The following is a 16,360-nucleotide window of genomic DNA, read 5'->3' on the forward strand; positions in this document are numbered from 1 at the left end:
CAATATCCGACGAAAACTTGATTTAGTTGGTTTACAGCACTCGCTCGCTACTAGATACTCGTTGGCCCTATTTGATTTTAAAATGCTGGCTCTTTAGTCAGCATTTTGTCTAAGTGCGATGAAACTAAATAATAGCCCTGTAACTCAACATCAATACAACGACCACACCTTTTTCTTAAAGCGTGACGACCAGCTTCACTCCCACTTTTGCGGCAACAAAGCCCGAAAATTCATGAAGCTGTTGGAAGATGAGCAACCAGAAATCACCACTTTGATCAGCTATGGTTCTGCTCAGGCGAACTCTCTGTTCTCACTCTCCGCACTCGCAAAGATCAAAGGCTGGACGCTTGAGTTTTACATCGACCATCTTCCTCAATGGCTGCAAGAACGCCCTACCGGTAATTACCGTGGTGCGATTGACCTTGGGGCTAAGGTTATTTCAACCAAAGAGATGGGCTCTGAACTTCATCCACAAGAATATATCGAACAAGTAAGACAACCAGACTCACACTGCATTGTTTTGCCAGAAGGTGGTCGCTCTCAGCTTTCTGAATATGGCGTAAAACAACTGGCGATGGAAATACTCAGCTGGACGCGCTTCGAAAACAAACACGATTTCGTAGTTGCACTGCCCGCTGGTACTGGTAGCACAGCGCTGTATCTTCATAAACATTTGAAGCTGCACAACATCCCGGTTTTAACCTGTGCATGTGTTGGTGGCAGTGATTACTTAACGCAGCAGTTCAATGAGCTTGGCGAGACCGATCACCCGCAGATATTACCGCTCAAAGCTAAGCACCACTTTGGTAAGTTGTATCAGCAGGATTACCAAACTTGGTTAGATCTAAAAGAGCAAACCGACGTTGAGTTCGACCTGCTCTATGACCCATTGATGTGGCAATGCTTAGGACAATGGCAAGAAGACAACCCGACCAAAACCATCATCTACATCCATCAAGGTGGCATCTTAGGCAACGAGTCGATGTTGCCGCGCTATCAGCGTAAATATCCAGATATGTGCAGTAGCACGACCAACGCTTCCTGGTAATTGTTCTTCTAACTTCTAACTTCAGCTATTTGAATTTCCGTTTTCTGAAAACAACGGCAAACAGCCATCACACTTAATACGTGATGGTTGTTTAATGTATTTCTCCTTCAGTCTTTATCTCCACCGTTACACTTCAAATTAAAGACGGAAATCTGGCGAGAATCATCGCGTTATCTATACTTTCGATTTAAACGTCACTGTCATCGAAAGGAATAACGCATGCGAACACTCACTACGCTAGGCTTGTTTTCAGTTTTACTGCCCTTCTCTGCAATTTCGGGAGAAAACGTCACTTATCAAGTCGACGGTATGGACTACGAAGGTTATTGGAGTGAAGCCAGTGATCAGGCTCCTTTGGTGCTGCTAGTACATGATTGGGACGGCTTAACGGATTACGAAAAGAAACGTTCTGAGATGCTCAATGAACTGGGTTACAACGTGTTCGCCATCGACCTATTTGGCAAAGGTATCCGCCCAACCGAAGTGAAAGATAAAAAACAACACACAGGTGAGTTGTATAAAGACAGAGAAAAAATGCGAGCGCTGCTCAATGCAGGAGCCATGGAGGCCAAACGACTTGGCGGCAACTTAGATAACAACGTGATGATGGGATACTGCTTTGGCGGAGCCGCTGTTTTAGAAGCCGCGCGTGCGGGCATTCCTTCGAAAGCTTATGTCACTTTCCATGGCGGTTTATCAACACCGAAAGGCCAAGATTACTCTCAGACCAAAGCTCCTGTGGTCGTGTTTCATGGCACTGCAGATTCGATGATTTCAATGGAAGATTTTGGAAGCCTAGCAGCCCAACTCGAATCGACCAAAGTCCCACATGAAATGATCACTTATAGTGGAGCACCACACGCCTTCACAGTATTCGGGTCTAATAACTATCAACATGAAGCTGACCAAAAATCCTGGGATCGCTTTACTCATGTGTTAGAAACCACCACTAGATAAGCAGCAACACTAAAACTAAATCAGCCTATGCTTAGTGATAAACATGGGCTAATTCGTATGACCAAGTATTTTGATGAGCTACAGGTAGCGATGAATACTCAAGTCATCGGTTTTGATGTCACTAGCCGAACCGCTAACCACGCTTGCCAAGATCTTTCCTGAGCCACACGCCATCGTCCAACCCAAGGTTCCGTGCCCCGTATTAGTAAACAGATTCTTAATCGGTGTTTTACCGATGATAGGCGTACCATCCGGCGTCATTGGCCTTAACCCAGTCCAGTATTCAGCCTTAGAAAAGTCACCCGCTTGTGGGAAAAGATCTTTTATCACCATATCAATCGTGGCTTTGCGTTTTTCAGGAATGAGATAATCAAAACCAGCAAGCTCTGCCGTTCCTGCAATACGAATACGATCATCAAATCGCGTCATCGCCACTTTGTAGGTTTCATCCATCACGGTAGAAGTCGGTGATTTATCAGCATTCACAATAGGCAATGTCAGTGAATACCCTTTGACTGGATAAACCGGGACAGACAAGTCGACTTGTTTCAACAGATCTCGAGAATAACTGCCTGATGCAACTACGTAAGCGTCCGCTTTGAATACACCTTGAGTCGTTGTAATACTCTCGATGTTTTGATTCTGATGATTCAAACTTACCACTTCAGTATCAAACACGAACCTAACACCGAGTTGCTTGGCTTTCTCAGTCAAGGTTAAACAGAATTGATGGCAATCACCAGTTTCATCGTGTGGTAAATACAGACCACCCACCAGCTTATCTTTAACGTCTGCTAAGCCCGGTTCGATGGATAAGCACTGCTCAACATCAAACAACGAATGCTCAATACCGCTCTCTTTAAGCAGCTTCATATCTTGTTGAATGAAATCCAATTGTTTCTCACTTCGAAACACTTGCAACGTCCCTTTCTGTCTGCCCTCATAAGCCAGTTCTTCAATGGTTCTTAGCTCAGTCAGGCAATCTCTGCTGTAGTTTGCGATTCTCAACATTCGAGATTTATTCTGTGCGTATTTGGCTTCATTGCAGTTAGCGAGCATCTTAGTCGCCCAAGAAACCAATTCAGGGGAAAGTGACGGTTTCACTTTTAGTGGCGCATGCTCTTGGGTTAACCATTTCATCGCTTTAAAAGGGATTCCGGGGGCTGCCCATGGGGAAGAGTAACCGTAAGAGATTTGGCCAGCATTCGCAAAACTGGTTTCCTTACCACTGCTATCTTGACGGTCGAAAACCGTCACCGAGTGGCCCTCTTTCGCCAAATACCATGCGCTAGTCAACCCAATAACACCACTGCCAATAACGATAACTTCCATTGCATCCGCCTTTTATGTCACGCAACATTCTTGTAACTTTCGGACACTTTATTGGGCGGACATTGACTTAACAATACAGTTAGCGTTGATAAAAAGTCATCACTGCATAATGAAAAGAAATACGCGGGATTACAAAATGATAGCGTGAGCATCACTACGTAAAAAAGACGTGTTCTCCATCAAGAAATCAAGGAAGGTTTCGGCTTGAAGACTCAGTTCTCTGCCTTTCAAAGATTGCACCTTAACGGTCGCTTTAGATAACACCTCAATCTCCGTTGGCACAACTTCTATACGGCCCGATTCTATCTCTTCGAGAACCGTCAGCTTAGGCATAAAAGTGACGCCAAGTCCCGCAACAACAAAGTTAGTCAGCGCAGTCACCGAGTTGGTTTGTAATTTAGGTTGGAGATTAAAATGCGACATTTGCTCGGCGTGTTTCACTAATCGTCCCATGCCAGTCGATGTATCGATCAAAGCCAGCGACACATCTTTGATTTCTTGCAGCGTCACAGGTGTCTCTTTCATTGTTAGAAAGTGCCCTTTCGGAGCGATAAGTTCTAATGGGTGACTGCGTTCCACATGCGTTTGTAGTTTTGGATGCGGTGCTGCTGCGTAAGTAATGGCAAAATCGATCTGCTGATCTTCAAGCATCTTAACGGCATCAAGAGCACCGGCTATTTCTATCGACAAGTTGATGTCTGGATAGCGGGTCATAAAGGTCTGCATCGGCTCAGACACTAAATTAGTTATAAACCCTTCACCTATCGCAATACTGACGCTACCACCGGTCAGATTTTTAAGCTTGGTCAATTGAGTTAATACTGCCGCCTCACCTCTTATAATGGTGCGATAGTGGTTCAACAACTCGTTTCCCGCTTCCGTTAAATAGGACTGACGGTTATTGCGCTCCCACACTTTCATCTCAACTTGATCTTCAAGTTGAGACAACATACGACTCACTGCGGCCGGATCAACATTCAGCATCTTCGAGGCTTTACGTAACGAACCGTATTTCGACAAAGCATTAAGGTATTCCAGCGCGCGGATATTAAAGTGGTGCATTCAACTTCCTTGTGATTCCTGTGACACTCAGAGCAAGCGTCTCATAAATTCAGTATTAACCTATATTCGAATTTGACGAGATAGGGCTTGCGCTCATCAACTTGTGCACCGAGTCACTTCAAGACAATGGTTGGTTGGCTATTTAGGTGTTTTATTTGTTCCTAATAAGACAAGGGCGATAACTTTCGTTATCGCCTTTTGAGTTGATGCTTCCTATCGGGCACAAGTATCTTCAATGATGGACTTAGGTATCAAGCACAAGGCTCGGTCGAATCAAATTATAGATACAATCTAGTTCATCACTTTTTTGAAACTGACGGTTGATAATACCACCAGCCATATGAGGATGACCGCCACCAAAGCCAATTCCTTTGTCGTTCAGTACCTTTCGAATAATCTTCGCCACATTGTTTTTTGAACACTCGGAACGAAGAGAAATAAAAGTTTTTTCACTATTTCTAGCCATTAGAACGACGATATCAAGCTCATCGACGCCAAGTAGAAAATCACCTAACACACCGAGCATATTTTTAGGACACCCTTCGGGAAGGACAGCAAACGCGGCATTTTTTTCACGGCGCATACTTGAAAGCATTGCGTTAAAGAGTTGTAGTTCATGGAACTCCACTTGGTTTCGACAAATCCTATTAACCATCTCATTATCGGCTCTGGCTTGAAGATACAACAATGCCCTCAGGTCTGCTGCTCCCACTGCTCGCGTAAAATTTGCGGTATCAAAACTCAGACCAACCAATAAAGCTGTGGCAACACGCTTTGGCATAGGTAAACTGAAGTAGCTGTAATACTCAACCATCATAGTTGCGGTCGAGCCATAATCAGGGCGAACATCTGCATACCACACAAAGCCCGGCGTTTTCACTTGGTGATGGTCAATTACACCGACTTCTAAACCTGGGAGATCAGTAATATTCTTTTCGCCAATGCAGCCATCAACCACAATGATTTTATCATTAGGTTGTAGTTTTAACTCTTTGGGCTCACAAACTGGAATCTCCAGCCAGTCAATTAGATTCCTGAGTGAGACTCTATCTATATAACCGTGAAACGTAATAAATGTGCTCAGGCCTTTCTTTCTTAATAAATATGCCAGTGCGTATGCGGAAGAGATTGCATCATGATCAGGGAAGTCATGAGCTTGAATAATGATTCTGTTATCACCCTTAAGCCGATCTAGAAAGCTTTCGAACTTTAAATTTGCCATATTCCAACTGTTAATAAAGTTCTAGCTTCGCAAAAAGCTAGAACTGACGTGTTAATGGTTAAGTCTTATGAATTAAACGATATTCTGTGTTAGACAAAATAGCTTCTTCTAAAGCACCGACACCTAGAGTACTGTAACCATAGAAGTTCGGGATCGTGCTCATACGCAAAGCTCCTACGTTTTCCGCGACATTCTCATCCATGGTCAATGAATCCACGACTTCAGCAAGTAACGCCTTACTCTCCTTTGTCATTGGCGAGACAAATTCACTGACACCACTGATTGAAGAATATAAGTAGCCAAATTCACCACCGTTATTTTCTTCAATGTAGTAATTGCCAGTTCTTGCAAACGATGCTCGGATTTCATTAACACTCTCAATGGCACTAAAAGAGTGAGAGAAGAAATCCGAACCACCTGCGTGCTCTAGAGTTTCTGGAGCAAAACCTTCATTAGGGAATACGAGATAAGCAACAATGGCGTTGTCCCGCGTGATAGCCGAAAGAATGAAGTTGTCGTCTTGATAATACTTGATCACATCGTTCGTTGTTGCGCGCTTTATATAGACAGGTGCACCAAATGTTTGATCCAAAGTTTCAGCGGATGAACGAATATAAATCTTATCCAGCTTTCTATGTGATGGAATATCCGTCATTTGAGAAAGACCGAAATCAAACATTTTTTCTAATGCATCGAAGCTGTCATTAAAGCCGCCCAAAGCAATAGAAATAACCGAGACTAAACCAATGGTGCGCGCTATCCCGCCTTTCTTTTGCTCTTCTAACAGTGACTCTTGCGTATCCTGAAGTTCTTGCAGTTCTTCTTGTATATCTTTTTGAAGATCTGTGCTGTGTTCTTGAGACATTATTAACCTTTAATCTCGTCGATCTTATCCATTAAAGCATCTGTGCCGTCTTCGGCTTTTTCTTGCACTCGCTCAAACGCATCAGTATCCATGATGCTTTCAATTTCATCGCTGTAGTTAAGACCAAGGTAAATACCAATACCGATAAACGCTAACGCGAAAATTTTAAACATAGTTACTCTCTACTCTTCCACTAATAGAAAAGTACATGCCTACAACATGTACTTTATTTTGCTCTACTTATCTCATATATGACTTAATTATCACTTATACAATGCAATACGACTGTTTACTTTCTTTAAGTAGTTCTTGGTTTCATCGTATGGCAGGTTAGCAACCAGTTGGTCATAGACTTCTTGTGGCGTCAGTTCATTAATCACCTTAGAAGCTTTACCAATACTGGTAGAGCGATCTTTATTAAATGCTCTCGCCACGTTGCCCGCGCCGGTGTTATATGCCGCAATCACACAGTACAAACGACTTTCGTCATTTTTGATCCTACGTAGATATTTGCTGTTCAAGATATCTAGATAAGCCGTTCCGGTTTCTACGTTAATCACAGGTTGATACAAATCAGCCACTTTCATCGGCGCATCAATATTGCGAACTTGTTTGTTCACATCATGCCCGGCGCTGGTTGGTACCACTTGCATCAAACCAAATGCTGGAACGTGCGATTTCGCATCAGGACGGAAAGCCGATTCCGAGTGCATAATCGCCATGATCAATGCCGCATCAATCTCCCAGTTTTTACTCTCTTTCTCAGCTAAAGCGCTGTATTTGCTTGCGCGCGCTTTTAAGCTGTTTTCAGGAAGTTTAACTTTGTAGGTCACCACCTTTTTCGGCTTCACTGGCGTAGCAGCCACTTCCACTGCAGGCACAGGTTTTACGGCAGGCTCAAGTTTCACAGCGTTAATTTCAGGTACTTTTTCAGCTGCGTTCTCTATGGTCTTTTCAACCACTTTCGAAGGCTGCTTTGGTTCTGCGACTGGCTCTAATTTAGCGACTTCCTTAGGGGATTCTACTTTTTCAACCTGTTCAACCTGAGGCTCTGGTCTTGTCACTTCAATTCCGTATTTAGCACGCATTTCGTCGTACAGCTTAGTCTGTGCTGCAATACGCTGTTGCGCTTTGCTTATGAGTGCCAGTTTTTTGTTGTGAGCACGCTGATAAATAAATGAATCTGGAATGCCAGTGTTTGATTGAATAAGACGCTCAGCTTGAACATCAAGCTCATTCATTTGACTTTGCGTTTGGTCGATTACAAAGTCTTTTTCTTGTTGCTCTTTTTCCAACGAGTACAACACAGCATGGTCTGCCGCTTTCAAGTCGGCCAGTTCAACACTTTGACCTTCCACTTCAACAGGAATCTCTTTTACAAGCACTTTGATCTCTTCAGGTGTGCTGTCTTCATCAACCAAAACAGATACCGTTGCGGTATTACTTTCATAGTCGACGGCAGTCTTCACTTGATCGTCTTGCGAATACTCGACATGTTTGGTTTGAGATGAAACCTCACCTTCACCCCAATTCTTGATCAAATCGCTACGGCGCTGATCAAGATTATTTGTGTATTCGTCGCGCCATTCTTCGTATTCATCTAAGTAAGCATTTACATAAACGTGGAACTCTTTGACCTTGTCTTCTTGAGACTGACTGGCTTTAACAATTGCGTTGTCTAGCTGCTGCTTTTGGTCTTCTGATACAGCCAGAGCTTGACTACTGACTGCGGCTGAGATGACCACAGCCAATACCGTCTTATTGATCATTTTGTGCATAGTTCACTCCAAGAGTGTAGAGAAACAAAAGGCCACTCAATTGGCGGCCTTTTTCATATTTACTCATCGCAATTAAGCGGTTACTTTTTCAATGCTTCGAACGCTGCAGCAAGGTCTGCAGCCGCTTTGTCGTTGTTGAATTGGTTCCACAGTGCAGAATCTTCACCAGCAACTTCGTCGATAACTTTGTTCATGTTTGCGTCGTATGCAGCTTGGTCCATACCGACTAGAACATACAGGCCACCCGTTGGGCTTGCTTGGCTCACGATGACACGACTGTTGGTTAGTGTTTTGTTGACAACCGACTTAGTGATGTTTTCGAATGTCTCTTTAACATCTTCAGTTACAACAGTTACCCCCCCAGCAGCTGAAGTTGACGTTACGCCCTCTGTCGCCGCTTGGAACAAGTTGCTCACATCAGTTTCAAATTCAGCAGCAAGGTTTACACGTGCATCATTAACGGCGATCTTGCGCATCACAGTCATACCCGCTGCGCTTTTCTTGGCATAGCCCTTAGCAGCAGTAGCGATATCAGTAGGAATCACATCGCAGATCCAGCCCGGTGCTGATACAGTAGGTGCATCAGGGAAAGTACAAGGCGCAAAGTTTTGCGCTTCCTTAACTGTCGTATTGTTGCTCTGACAACCAGATAAAATCGTCACTAGTGATGTTGCAATAAGTAGTTTTTTCATAAATTAGATGCTATTCCTAAGGTTTTTTTCGTGGCATTCTAAATCGGTAAAATCGCATTGAATGCTTGATGCATCTACCTTACCCATCGTGCCCTTTTTCACTTTTAGTGAGAGCTCTTCATCGATCACGATCCAAGAGTGTTTGTCAGTTACGGCGTTAATCTCGTTATTTACAACGTAGCCTTCACCGATTGGGTAAATTTCTGTGTCACCTTCAAGAGATTTCATAGCGTTCGAGAACACAATATCTGCACCCGGTTTAATTTTTTGTTGTTTACCCATCGCAACACGTACTTGAGTCCCAGCTGCACATTGGCGCATCTCTAGAACCGGTGCACTTGCCGCCAACATCTTGCTCAGGTCAGTCGAATGATCTACTGCTTCTGCCGCTGCTTTCGCTGCCATTGAGCCGTAACCGGATTCACTTACCGGACAACGAGAATTGCTCGTTTCTGACGATGAATAAAAATCACCTTCAAGCTTAATGCGCTTCATCACTTCCATGCTTGGCAGAGCAACAACTTTTGCAATCGCCTCTACGTCAAAATCATAGCTACATGAAGCTGGAACAACCTTGGTCTCGCCTTCATCATTCTCGTAAGTACGACGCTCGCTGAAAGAGGTACTCAAGTCAGCACGAGTGATCTCTGTGATAACCGCGTAATCAGCGATTGGTACACCTTTACTGCTTAGACGGCCACTTTGTTCAGCCAGTTTGATCTCGCTTTTCACTTTGTTGGCAATTTTACGATCAACAAGATTTGCACCCGTTGCATCGATCTGTGTTTCTAGCGCATTTCGCATTGCTGCCTGCATCTTTTTCGATGCAGAGTTCTTGAACTCAAGGTCAACAGGTAGGACAACAACTTTAGTGTCGTCTGAAGAAGGCAACTGAATGTCAGCGGCTTCGATTTCTACGCGTGTATCAGGCGTACATACTTCACTTACCGACGCACAACCAGACAAAGTTGTAAGCACAGCACCAGCCACCAGTGTTTTCTTTAACATTTATTCGCTCCGAATATATTCGTTTTATTTTATTTTTATAGAATCTGGAGTTTGCTATTTGATTAAACCTAGCGCTGTCCAAATCCCTTGTTCTTTTACTTGCTCATCGAAATGGCGAGCAGCCCCTTCGTCAGCATATTTGTAGTTAGTGACAGAGTTACCCGTAGAAATAATTTCACTGCGAGATACTGTTTTCGAATTCATGTTGACCACTTTGATACTCGAAACCAATGTAGAAATAAATGCGTCACCCACTTTATTTCTTCGGCGCTCTGAATCCACCTTCAGAATATGTGTTTGGTTCTTTCTCTTAGATGTCGATGTGGCAATATAAAATTCAGAAAGCTGATTGCCTAATAACTGGACTGCCTTGCTCGATTCTCGATCAGATGAAAGGCGAATATTGATTTGGCTACTTACTATTTCGTACGTAACCACGAATTTCTCGATTGAACTAACGTCAGCTTGATAGTTAGGTCTTAAGGGCGCGAGCATAGCAATACGTACTGACGCGTCGTGCTGCATCTGATATACGGTGCGGTTATCCAGCCACCAAAGTAGTTTATCTTCATGCTTTAGAGCTGCGATTTCTCTCTGTGCTTTTCGGTTAATACCTTCAATTTCACGTATTAACTGCTGAGTCACTAAATTCTTCTTTATTTTAACTTCGACAAATGCCCCGAGATCGTTCTCTTCCATCTGTAAGTATTCAATACCATTTAAAGTCAGTGACTCTGTTTTAGTATTCACTTTATTGTCGACTAAGCTGTTCGAGAAGTCAGAACCGTTTGTTTCTCGCACGGTATCGCGCATGTAAAAACTGGATTCGACTTGAGTCCACAATTTCTCGTTTATGTTGTTTACAGCGATTTTTTTTGCGTGAGATAACGTGCGTGCTTGAGCAACGGCATAAATATAATCATCGTTATCAAATTTAGGTTTTGAATACCATTCTGGTTTAGTTGACTGACATCCAGAAATTATAAAAACCGAAATTAAGATGATAAAAAAATGAGCAACATTTCTGTTCAAAGACATTTACAACCGATATCTGAAAATTTGGCGCAATCTTATATACACATTTTAAAACATTCAAATATCTCAATTAATATCTTTGATTTGTTTTTAATCGAAATATGTTTAATTTTTATTATTTTTTTGATCGTTATTCGATCAATTATCGATGATTTAATAGTTTTAATAATACAAGACTCTGTTTATAAAGAGTTTTGTCTCACTTATGAAACAGAGAGAAATTAATTATTTTTTTAATATAAAACGTGAGGAAGATCTTAAAAAAACCTCTTCCGAGATTAAAAAATGCACATGTTTTTTATTGTTTTTATGATGTTGATTCAATAAAAAATTAAATATCGCTCAATTAGCACCCACACCAAAAGGGTAATTTTAACTCAAGAGGTTATTAATTTACCTACAACCATAAAACACTAGGTTAATAAAAAACCAAAATACCATTTATAATAATTATAAAATAAACAACTTAACGGTTAATTACATAAATAGGACGAGTATTTATATGAGATTGAGTCACTTAAGGAAGGTGATGAATAAGACGGGGAACTCCCCCTCGGAGAAGAGGAAAGCCTATTTTTAGGACAAGTTTAAGGCATTTATTAATTATAAGAAATGGACCTCATCAATGAGGTCCATTAAGGGAAAGCATCAAGTCGATAGTCAATCTCGATGATTTATTTTAAAGCAAGTAGCTTATCGACAAACTCCGAAAAACCATATCCGCCGGGTTTCTTCATAACAACAACCGGATGATGCGATAACTTCGTCCAATAGTGTTCAATGTTCGCTACACCAACACTGAAAGGCAAAATTTCAAACATGTATTGGTCGTTCATCGAATCACCAACATAGCAACTACGCTCTATTATCTCTTGATCAGATAGCCCCTTCTCTTTGAGAAAGGCGGTCGATGTCGCTTTCTTAGAGTGCTCACCATACCAAGCATTAATGTGAATAGAGCTTGCTGTGGCATGTGCACCTAAAGCGTGAATCTTAGAGACAATCTCTTCAATAATGCCATCATCGACTTTTGGACGGTTTTGACCGATGTCGATCGCCACCTCACACAAACGGTAAGACTGATCCAGCGTTAAACTGAGCTCTGGATAATCGCTTAAAATAGCTAATACTTGCTCTTTCAGCTTACTCTGATTGGCACTGACTTCTGGCAAAGGGATATCAGAGCGCAATGTCAGATAACCGTTTTTCTTTTCCATTATAAACGCGCCGTTCTCACCGAGAACCGCATCGACAGGCCATAGCTGAGCAATATGATCACACCATCCAGCACAAGCCCCCGTCACAGCCACGACCTTTTTCCCCGCATCTTTTAACGCTTTCAACGCCACCAATGTTTCTGGAGGCAACTGACCTTGCCAAGTTAAGGTATCGTCGACATCCGTCAGTACCCAATCAATGCTTTTCCAATTTTGGTCTAAATCATTCGTTACCGAATTCATTTCTACACCCTCAAATCTAAACTAACTTATTAGTGTTAAAGTAAATTCGGTAAAAACATCACTAAACTTTCAGAGAAAGTCAGCAACATCAACACCGACAATAAAGCGAGTAGCAAAGGCACTACTTCTTTTACAAAGTCGACCATACGAACCTTCAAGATGGAACATACAGTAAACATCATCGAACCGAACGGTGGCGTCACACCACCAATCATAATATTAACGATCACGATAATGCCGAAGTGCACCGGGTTTACGCCTAGGTTAAGCACAGCCGGAAGCAACAATGGCGTTAAAATGATCATCGCGGCACCACCTTCGATGAACATCCCTACAACGAGCAACAACACGTTAATCAACAGCAACAAGAGTAACTTGTTATCAGTAAGTTCTATCAAAGCAGACGCAACATTGTGCGGGATTTGCTCTAGGGTCATGTAGTAACCGAAGACCATCGCTCCAATAATAATGAACATCACACTACTGGTGCCCTGCACCGTTTCACGCATGATTAACGGGATATGTCGCAGGCCAAGCTGACGATAAACAAAAATGCCAATAATCGCACAAAGCAATACTGCGATTGCACCCGCTTCTGTCGGTGTAAACAAACCAAAACGCATACCAAGAATAATGCCGAAAGGAATCAGTAACGCGGGAATCGCTTTTAGAAAGTAATGAAAACGCTCTTTCGCAGACGCAGGCTCGGAACGAGAAGGCTTATAACGACGCTTACGTGCGATAAACGCGATTGTCACCATCAGCGATAACGCCATCAAAAAGGCAGGAACATAACCCGCGATAAACATCTGATGAACGGAAACATTAGCTAACAAGGCAAAGATGATTAAGTTAATACCCGGTGGGATAACAGGACTGATACTTGATGACGCAGCCGTCACTGCAGCTGTAAATGGCAGATCATAACCGCGCTTAGTCATTTCAGGCGCAAGGATCTTTGATTGCATCGCGGCATCGGCATTCGCAGAGCCAGAAATACCACCCATTAACGTACTCAACGCGACATTCACCTGCGCAAGACCGCCCGTTTTATGGCCAATCATCGAGTCTGCAAAAGCCAATAAGCTTTTACTGATTCCCGCATAGTTCATCACCGAACCAACCATGATAAAGAACGGAATGGCCAACAATGGAAACGACTCTGTCGAGCTAATAAAGCGCTGCATTACCAAGCTGACGGGAATTGAGTCATTGATAAATAAAAAGTACACCATTGCTGACGCGATCAATGAAAACGCAATGGGTATATTCAATAGAAACAGAACAAAAAGAATGAGGATTGGAAGATAGCTTTCCATGAATCGTACCTACTTAAAAGAGCGCTTTAGAGAAGCAACATCGCTGACGATGAATCGAACCGTGTGGATTGCCATCAATGAGAAGCAAAGTAACAACACACCATTGATAGCAAAATATGACATGCCCATCACTGGTGTTACCTTGTTAGATAGCATCAAGTATTGATAACTCAGAACGGCCATCAAGATGTTCAGAGCCAGTAGGAAAACAGAAACACATAATCTAAACGGGATTTTGGCTTTTTCAGGCAGCATGGCAACCACCACATCAACACCCATGTGAAGCTTATGCTTATAGCAGGAACTAATGCCTAAATAGACAGCCCATATGAAGCAAATAACCGAGAGTTCTTCACTCCAAGGGACAACAAATCCAAAGCCATAACGTAAAACGACGTTAATGATGACCACTAAAACGGTAATCGAAATAGCAATAGAGGCGAGGATTTCTTCAATATTTTTCAATAAAAACAAAAGACTTCTCCAGTAAAGCACCCAACATCACGTCGGTTACTTCAGGAATAAAACGGCCTGAAGGAAATCAGGCCGTCTTAATTAACAAATTAATCTAAATTCGCACAATTACTGTGCAGCTCGAATCTCTTCCAACTCTTTCATGATCGTTGCGTGTATACCTTCGCTCCATGTTGGGAACTGGTTGTACACGTCAGCCGTCAACTCATTGAACTCATCAGAGTTAACTTCATTAAACGTAACGCCTAGCTCTTCAAGTTTTTGAGTGTATTCAACATCAAGCTTAACCAGCTCTGCAGTATTAGATTCTGCGCCCGCTTCTAGCTCTTCATTGATGATTTGCTGTTGCTCTGGCGTAAACTTGTCCCAAAGAGTCGGTGAAATGTAGATACCAACCGTGCCTAGGAAGTGTTTAGTCAAAGACATATTCTTCGCTACTTCATAGATTTTGGTTGAGTACATAGTCAGGATTGAACCTTCAAGGCCGTCAACAACACCTTGTTGAACGCCTGCATAGGTTTCTGGGAATGGCAGAGAAGCTGGAGCCGCGCCCATTGCTGAAAGCGTGCTGATAAACAACTGACTTTGTGGAACACGGATACGCATCCCTTTCATGTCTTCAGAGTTCACAATCTCTTTATTAGTGATCATGTGACGGAACCCAAACATGTAGTCTGCATTCAGTACTTTAATGCCTTTCTCTTCAGCTTTAGCCTTCAAGCCCGCGACAAATTCCGTATCCATCATCGCTAAATATTCATCATACGTGTTGTACAACATTGGGCCTGCCAGTGCAGCGAAGTCTGGTACGTAATCGCCTAGGTAGGTTAAATCCTCAACAGCAATCCAGTTTGCGCCGTTAACCACTTGTTCCAAGTTATCTTTGTAAACCGGTAATTGACCACCAGGAAAAACTTTAATGTTTACCGAACCTTCAGTTCTTTCGCGTATTTTGTCGGTCGCTTTGATAAGTTCTTGTGTTAACAACTCATTTTGAGTGAACACAAGGCTCATGTTGATATTGATCGGCTCATCTTTAGCTTCAGAACCAGCCTTGTCAGCTTCACCACAACCAACAAGCAGCGTTGCCGCCATAATTACTGTACCTAATAGCTTTTTCATTTTTTATCACCTTTTCGTGGCTATCGTTTTCTAAATATAGAGGGTGTTATTAAGTTTTCGTAGAGTATGTAAGTGAATTATTACATTCATATGAACATTTACCTTAGCCACTTGAACATATTGAGTATAAGGTCTCACTATTGTATAAACTCTAACCGACTTCCTTTAACTAGTTCTCAGTTAAAATCGGTTGATATAGTCAATCGATAATAAATCTGTAATAAAACAAAGCTAATGTCCCCTAAATTTTCAAATGAACATCGAGAATGCATTATGATTACAGGCCACCGCGGTGCCGCTTCTTTAGCACCAGAAAACACGCTAGTCAGTATTGAACAAGCAGCGAAAGCAGGCGCAAATTGGGTTGAAATTGATACCCAGCTCAGTGCCGACGGTATCCCTATGGTTTTTCATGATAGAACGGTAGACCGCTGTACTAATGGGACTGGGAATATTGCAGATTTAGATTTAACCGCTCTCAAAACGTTAGATGCTGGCAGTTGGTTTGGTAGTGAGTTCGCGGGAACAACTATTCCGACGTTAAGTGAAGCGCTAGACAAGTGCCTAGAGCTCGAACTAACTCTGAACCTTGAGATCAAGATATATGACGATAAGGCGATAAAACCTTTAGTTGACCAAGTTATTGCACTGATAAAGCAAAAGGACTTCCCTAGTGAAAAACTGCTCATCTCAAGCTTCAAAAAGGATGCACTAAGTCAGTGCCAAGAGTTAATGCCCGAAGTTAGACGAGGGTTTATCTGCGAAGTATGGAATGATTTCAGCCTTGAATCACTTAAATCACTCGACCTTTACAGCATTCATATTGACCACCGAATTCTTGATGAGAAAACGGCGAAAGCGATCAAAGATTCAGGTGCGGTTCTTAAAATATGGACGCTAAACGACCCACAACTGACGAGTAAATACCTCAACCTGGGTGTTGATAACATCATTACCGACGTACCAAATAAATTTTAGTGAGCTTC

16 protein-coding genes are annotated in these 16,360 nt (G+C 42.4%); 3 read left to right on the forward strand and 13 right to left on the reverse strand.

Features of this window, described 5'->3' with window-relative positions; genetic code table 11:
* Positions 1 to 118 precede the first annotated feature (118 nt).
* Together AC3CKG_RS10420 and AC3CKG_RS10425 are read left to right on the forward strand one after the other, a co-directional pair.
* Positions 119 to 1,048 carry a 1-aminocyclopropane-1-carboxylate deaminase/D-cysteine desulfhydrase gene (locus AC3CKG_RS10420; protein WP_488528315.1) on the forward strand — a complete coding sequence of 310 codons (930 nt, stop codon included), beginning with the start codon at positions 119 to 121 and terminating at the stop codon, positions 1,046 to 1,048.
* A 219-nt stretch (positions 1,049 to 1,267) separates the two neighbouring features.
* Entirely contained in the window at positions 1,268 to 2,005 is a 738-nt protein-coding gene (locus AC3CKG_RS10425) for a dienelactone hydrolase family protein (RefSeq protein WP_065103294.1), read from the forward strand.
* Positions 2,006 to 2,083: 78 nt separating this feature from the next.
* On the opposite strand, the gene AC3CKG_RS10430 is transcribed toward AC3CKG_RS10425, so the two are convergent.
* From AC3CKG_RS10430 to AC3CKG_RS10490, 13 genes are all read right to left on the reverse strand, one after another.
* Positions 2,084 to 3,337: a D-amino acid dehydrogenase gene (locus AC3CKG_RS10430; protein WP_488528316.1), complete on the reverse strand. Its 1,254-nt coding sequence runs from the start codon at positions 3,335 to 3,337 to the stop codon at positions 2,084 to 2,086.
* A 129-nt stretch (positions 3,338 to 3,466) separates the two neighbouring features.
* Positions 3,467 to 4,399 (reverse strand): LysR substrate-binding domain-containing protein, encoded by a 933-nt coding sequence (locus AC3CKG_RS10435; protein WP_372161076.1) that lies wholly within the window; start codon positions 4,397 to 4,399, stop codon positions 3,467 to 3,469.
* A 244-nt stretch (positions 4,400 to 4,643) separates the two neighbouring features.
* Positions 4,644 to 5,621 (reverse strand): DHH family phosphoesterase, encoded by a 978-nt coding sequence (locus tag AC3CKG_RS10440; protein WP_488528317.1) that lies wholly within the window; start codon positions 5,619 to 5,621, stop codon positions 4,644 to 4,646.
* Positions 5,622 to 5,679: 58 nt separating this feature from the next.
* A complete protein-coding gene (locus AC3CKG_RS10445; protein ID WP_488528318.1) occupies positions 5,680 to 6,486 on the reverse strand; it encodes an ETEC_3214 domain-containing protein in 807 nt (268 codons plus the stop codon).
* 2 nt (positions 6,487 to 6,488) lie between these two features.
* Positions 6,489 to 6,659, reverse strand: a complete 171-nt coding sequence (locus tag AC3CKG_RS10450; RefSeq protein WP_196770068.1) for a hypothetical protein — start codon at positions 6,657 to 6,659, stop codon at positions 6,489 to 6,491.
* A gap of 90 nt (positions 6,660 to 6,749) precedes the next feature.
* Positions 6,750 to 8,264 (reverse strand): transglycosylase SLT domain-containing protein, encoded by a 1,515-nt coding sequence (locus AC3CKG_RS10455; RefSeq protein WP_488528319.1) that lies wholly within the window; start codon positions 8,262 to 8,264, stop codon positions 6,750 to 6,752.
* Between the two features lie 80 nt (positions 8,265 to 8,344).
* Entirely contained in the window at positions 8,345 to 8,956 is a 612-nt protein-coding gene (locus tag AC3CKG_RS10460) for a hypothetical protein (protein WP_488528320.1), read from the reverse strand.
* 3 nt (positions 8,957 to 8,959) lie between these two features.
* Positions 8,960 to 9,964, reverse strand: coding sequence for a hypothetical protein (locus AC3CKG_RS10465; protein ID WP_065111078.1), 1,005 nt, complete (start codon positions 9,962 to 9,964; stop codon positions 8,960 to 8,962).
* A gap of 54 nt (positions 9,965 to 10,018) precedes the next feature.
* Positions 10,019 to 11,002 (reverse strand): LPP20 family lipoprotein, encoded by a 984-nt coding sequence (locus AC3CKG_RS10470; protein WP_280620137.1) that lies wholly within the window; start codon positions 11,000 to 11,002, stop codon positions 10,019 to 10,021.
* 671 nt (positions 11,003 to 11,673) lie between these two features.
* A complete protein-coding gene (locus AC3CKG_RS10475) occupies positions 11,674 to 12,459 on the reverse strand; it encodes an HAD-IIB family hydrolase (protein WP_488528321.1) in 786 nt (261 codons plus the stop codon).
* 35 nt (positions 12,460 to 12,494) lie between these two features.
* Positions 12,495 to 13,778, reverse strand: a complete 1,284-nt coding sequence (locus AC3CKG_RS10480; protein ID WP_065103290.1) for a TRAP transporter large permease — start codon at positions 13,776 to 13,778, stop codon at positions 12,495 to 12,497.
* A 9-nt stretch (positions 13,779 to 13,787) separates the two neighbouring features.
* A complete protein-coding gene (locus tag AC3CKG_RS10485) occupies positions 13,788 to 14,252 on the reverse strand; it encodes a TRAP transporter small permease (protein WP_065103289.1) in 465 nt (154 codons plus the stop codon).
* A gap of 108 nt (positions 14,253 to 14,360) precedes the next feature.
* Positions 14,361 to 15,374: a C4-dicarboxylate TRAP transporter substrate-binding protein gene (locus AC3CKG_RS10490; RefSeq protein ID WP_488528322.1), complete on the reverse strand. Its 1,014-nt coding sequence runs from the start codon at positions 15,372 to 15,374 to the stop codon at positions 14,361 to 14,363.
* 273 nt (positions 15,375 to 15,647) lie between these two features.
* Here AC3CKG_RS10490 and AC3CKG_RS10495 point away from each other — a divergent pair, with 273 nt between their 5' ends.
* The gene (locus tag AC3CKG_RS10495) at positions 15,648 to 16,352 is read left to right on the forward strand and encodes a glycerophosphodiester phosphodiesterase family protein (RefSeq protein ID WP_488528323.1); all 705 of its coding nucleotides are present in this window, start codon (positions 15,648 to 15,650) and stop codon (positions 16,350 to 16,352) included.
* The last annotated feature ends 8 nt before the right edge of the window (positions 16,353 to 16,360 follow it).

It is taken from the genome of Vibrio sp. QJM3NY_15, assembly GCF_057785995.1.

Bases quoted from the DNA above. Each gene is read 5' to 3' on its own strand.
- AC3CKG_RS10445 (WP_488528318.1), bottom strand. From the start codon at position 6,486: ATGTCTCAAGAACACAGCACAGATCTTCAAAAAGATATACAAGAAGAA.
- AC3CKG_RS10465 (WP_065111078.1), bottom strand. From the start codon at position 9,964: ATGTTAAAGAAAACACTGGTGGCTGGTGCTGTGCTTACAACTTTGTCT.
- AC3CKG_RS10455 (WP_488528319.1), bottom strand. From the start codon at position 8,264: ATGCACAAAATGATCAATAAGACGGTATTGGCTGTGGTCATCTCAGCC.
- AC3CKG_RS10420 (WP_488528315.1), top strand. From the start codon at position 119: ATGAAACTAAATAATAGCCCTGTAACTCAACATCAATACAACGACCAC.
- AC3CKG_RS10495 (WP_488528323.1), top strand. From the start codon at position 15,648: ATGATTACAGGCCACCGCGGTGCCGCTTCTTTAGCACCAGAAAACACG.
- AC3CKG_RS10425 (WP_065103294.1), top strand. From the start codon at position 1,268: ATGCGAACACTCACTACGCTAGGCTTGTTTTCAGTTTTACTGCCCTTC.
- AC3CKG_RS10450 (WP_196770068.1), bottom strand. From the start codon at position 6,659: ATGTTTAAAATTTTCGCGTTAGCGTTTATCGGTATTGGTATTTACCTT.
- AC3CKG_RS10475 (WP_488528321.1), bottom strand. From the start codon at position 12,459: ATGAATTCGGTAACGAATGATTTAGACCAAAATTGGAAAAGCATTGAT.
- AC3CKG_RS10490 (WP_488528322.1), bottom strand. From the start codon at position 15,374: ATGAAAAAGCTATTAGGTACAGTAATTATGGCGGCAACGCTGCTTGTT.
- AC3CKG_RS10440 (WP_488528317.1), bottom strand. From the start codon at position 5,621: ATGGCAAATTTAAAGTTCGAAAGCTTTCTAGATCGGCTTAAGGGTGAT.
- AC3CKG_RS10460 (WP_488528320.1), bottom strand. From the start codon at position 8,956: ATGAAAAAACTACTTATTGCAACATCACTAGTGACGATTTTATCTGGT.
- AC3CKG_RS10480 (WP_065103290.1), bottom strand. From the start codon at position 13,778: ATGGAAAGCTATCTTCCAATCCTCATTCTTTTTGTTCTGTTTCTATTG.
- AC3CKG_RS10435 (WP_372161076.1), bottom strand. From the start codon at position 4,399: ATGCACCACTTTAATATCCGCGCGCTGGAATACCTTAATGCTTTGTCG.
- AC3CKG_RS10430 (WP_488528316.1), bottom strand. From the start codon at position 3,337: ATGGAAGTTATCGTTATTGGCAGTGGTGTTATTGGGTTGACTAGCGCA.
- AC3CKG_RS10470 (WP_280620137.1), bottom strand. From the start codon at position 11,002: ATGTCTTTGAACAGAAATGTTGCTCATTTTTTTATCATCTTAATTTCG.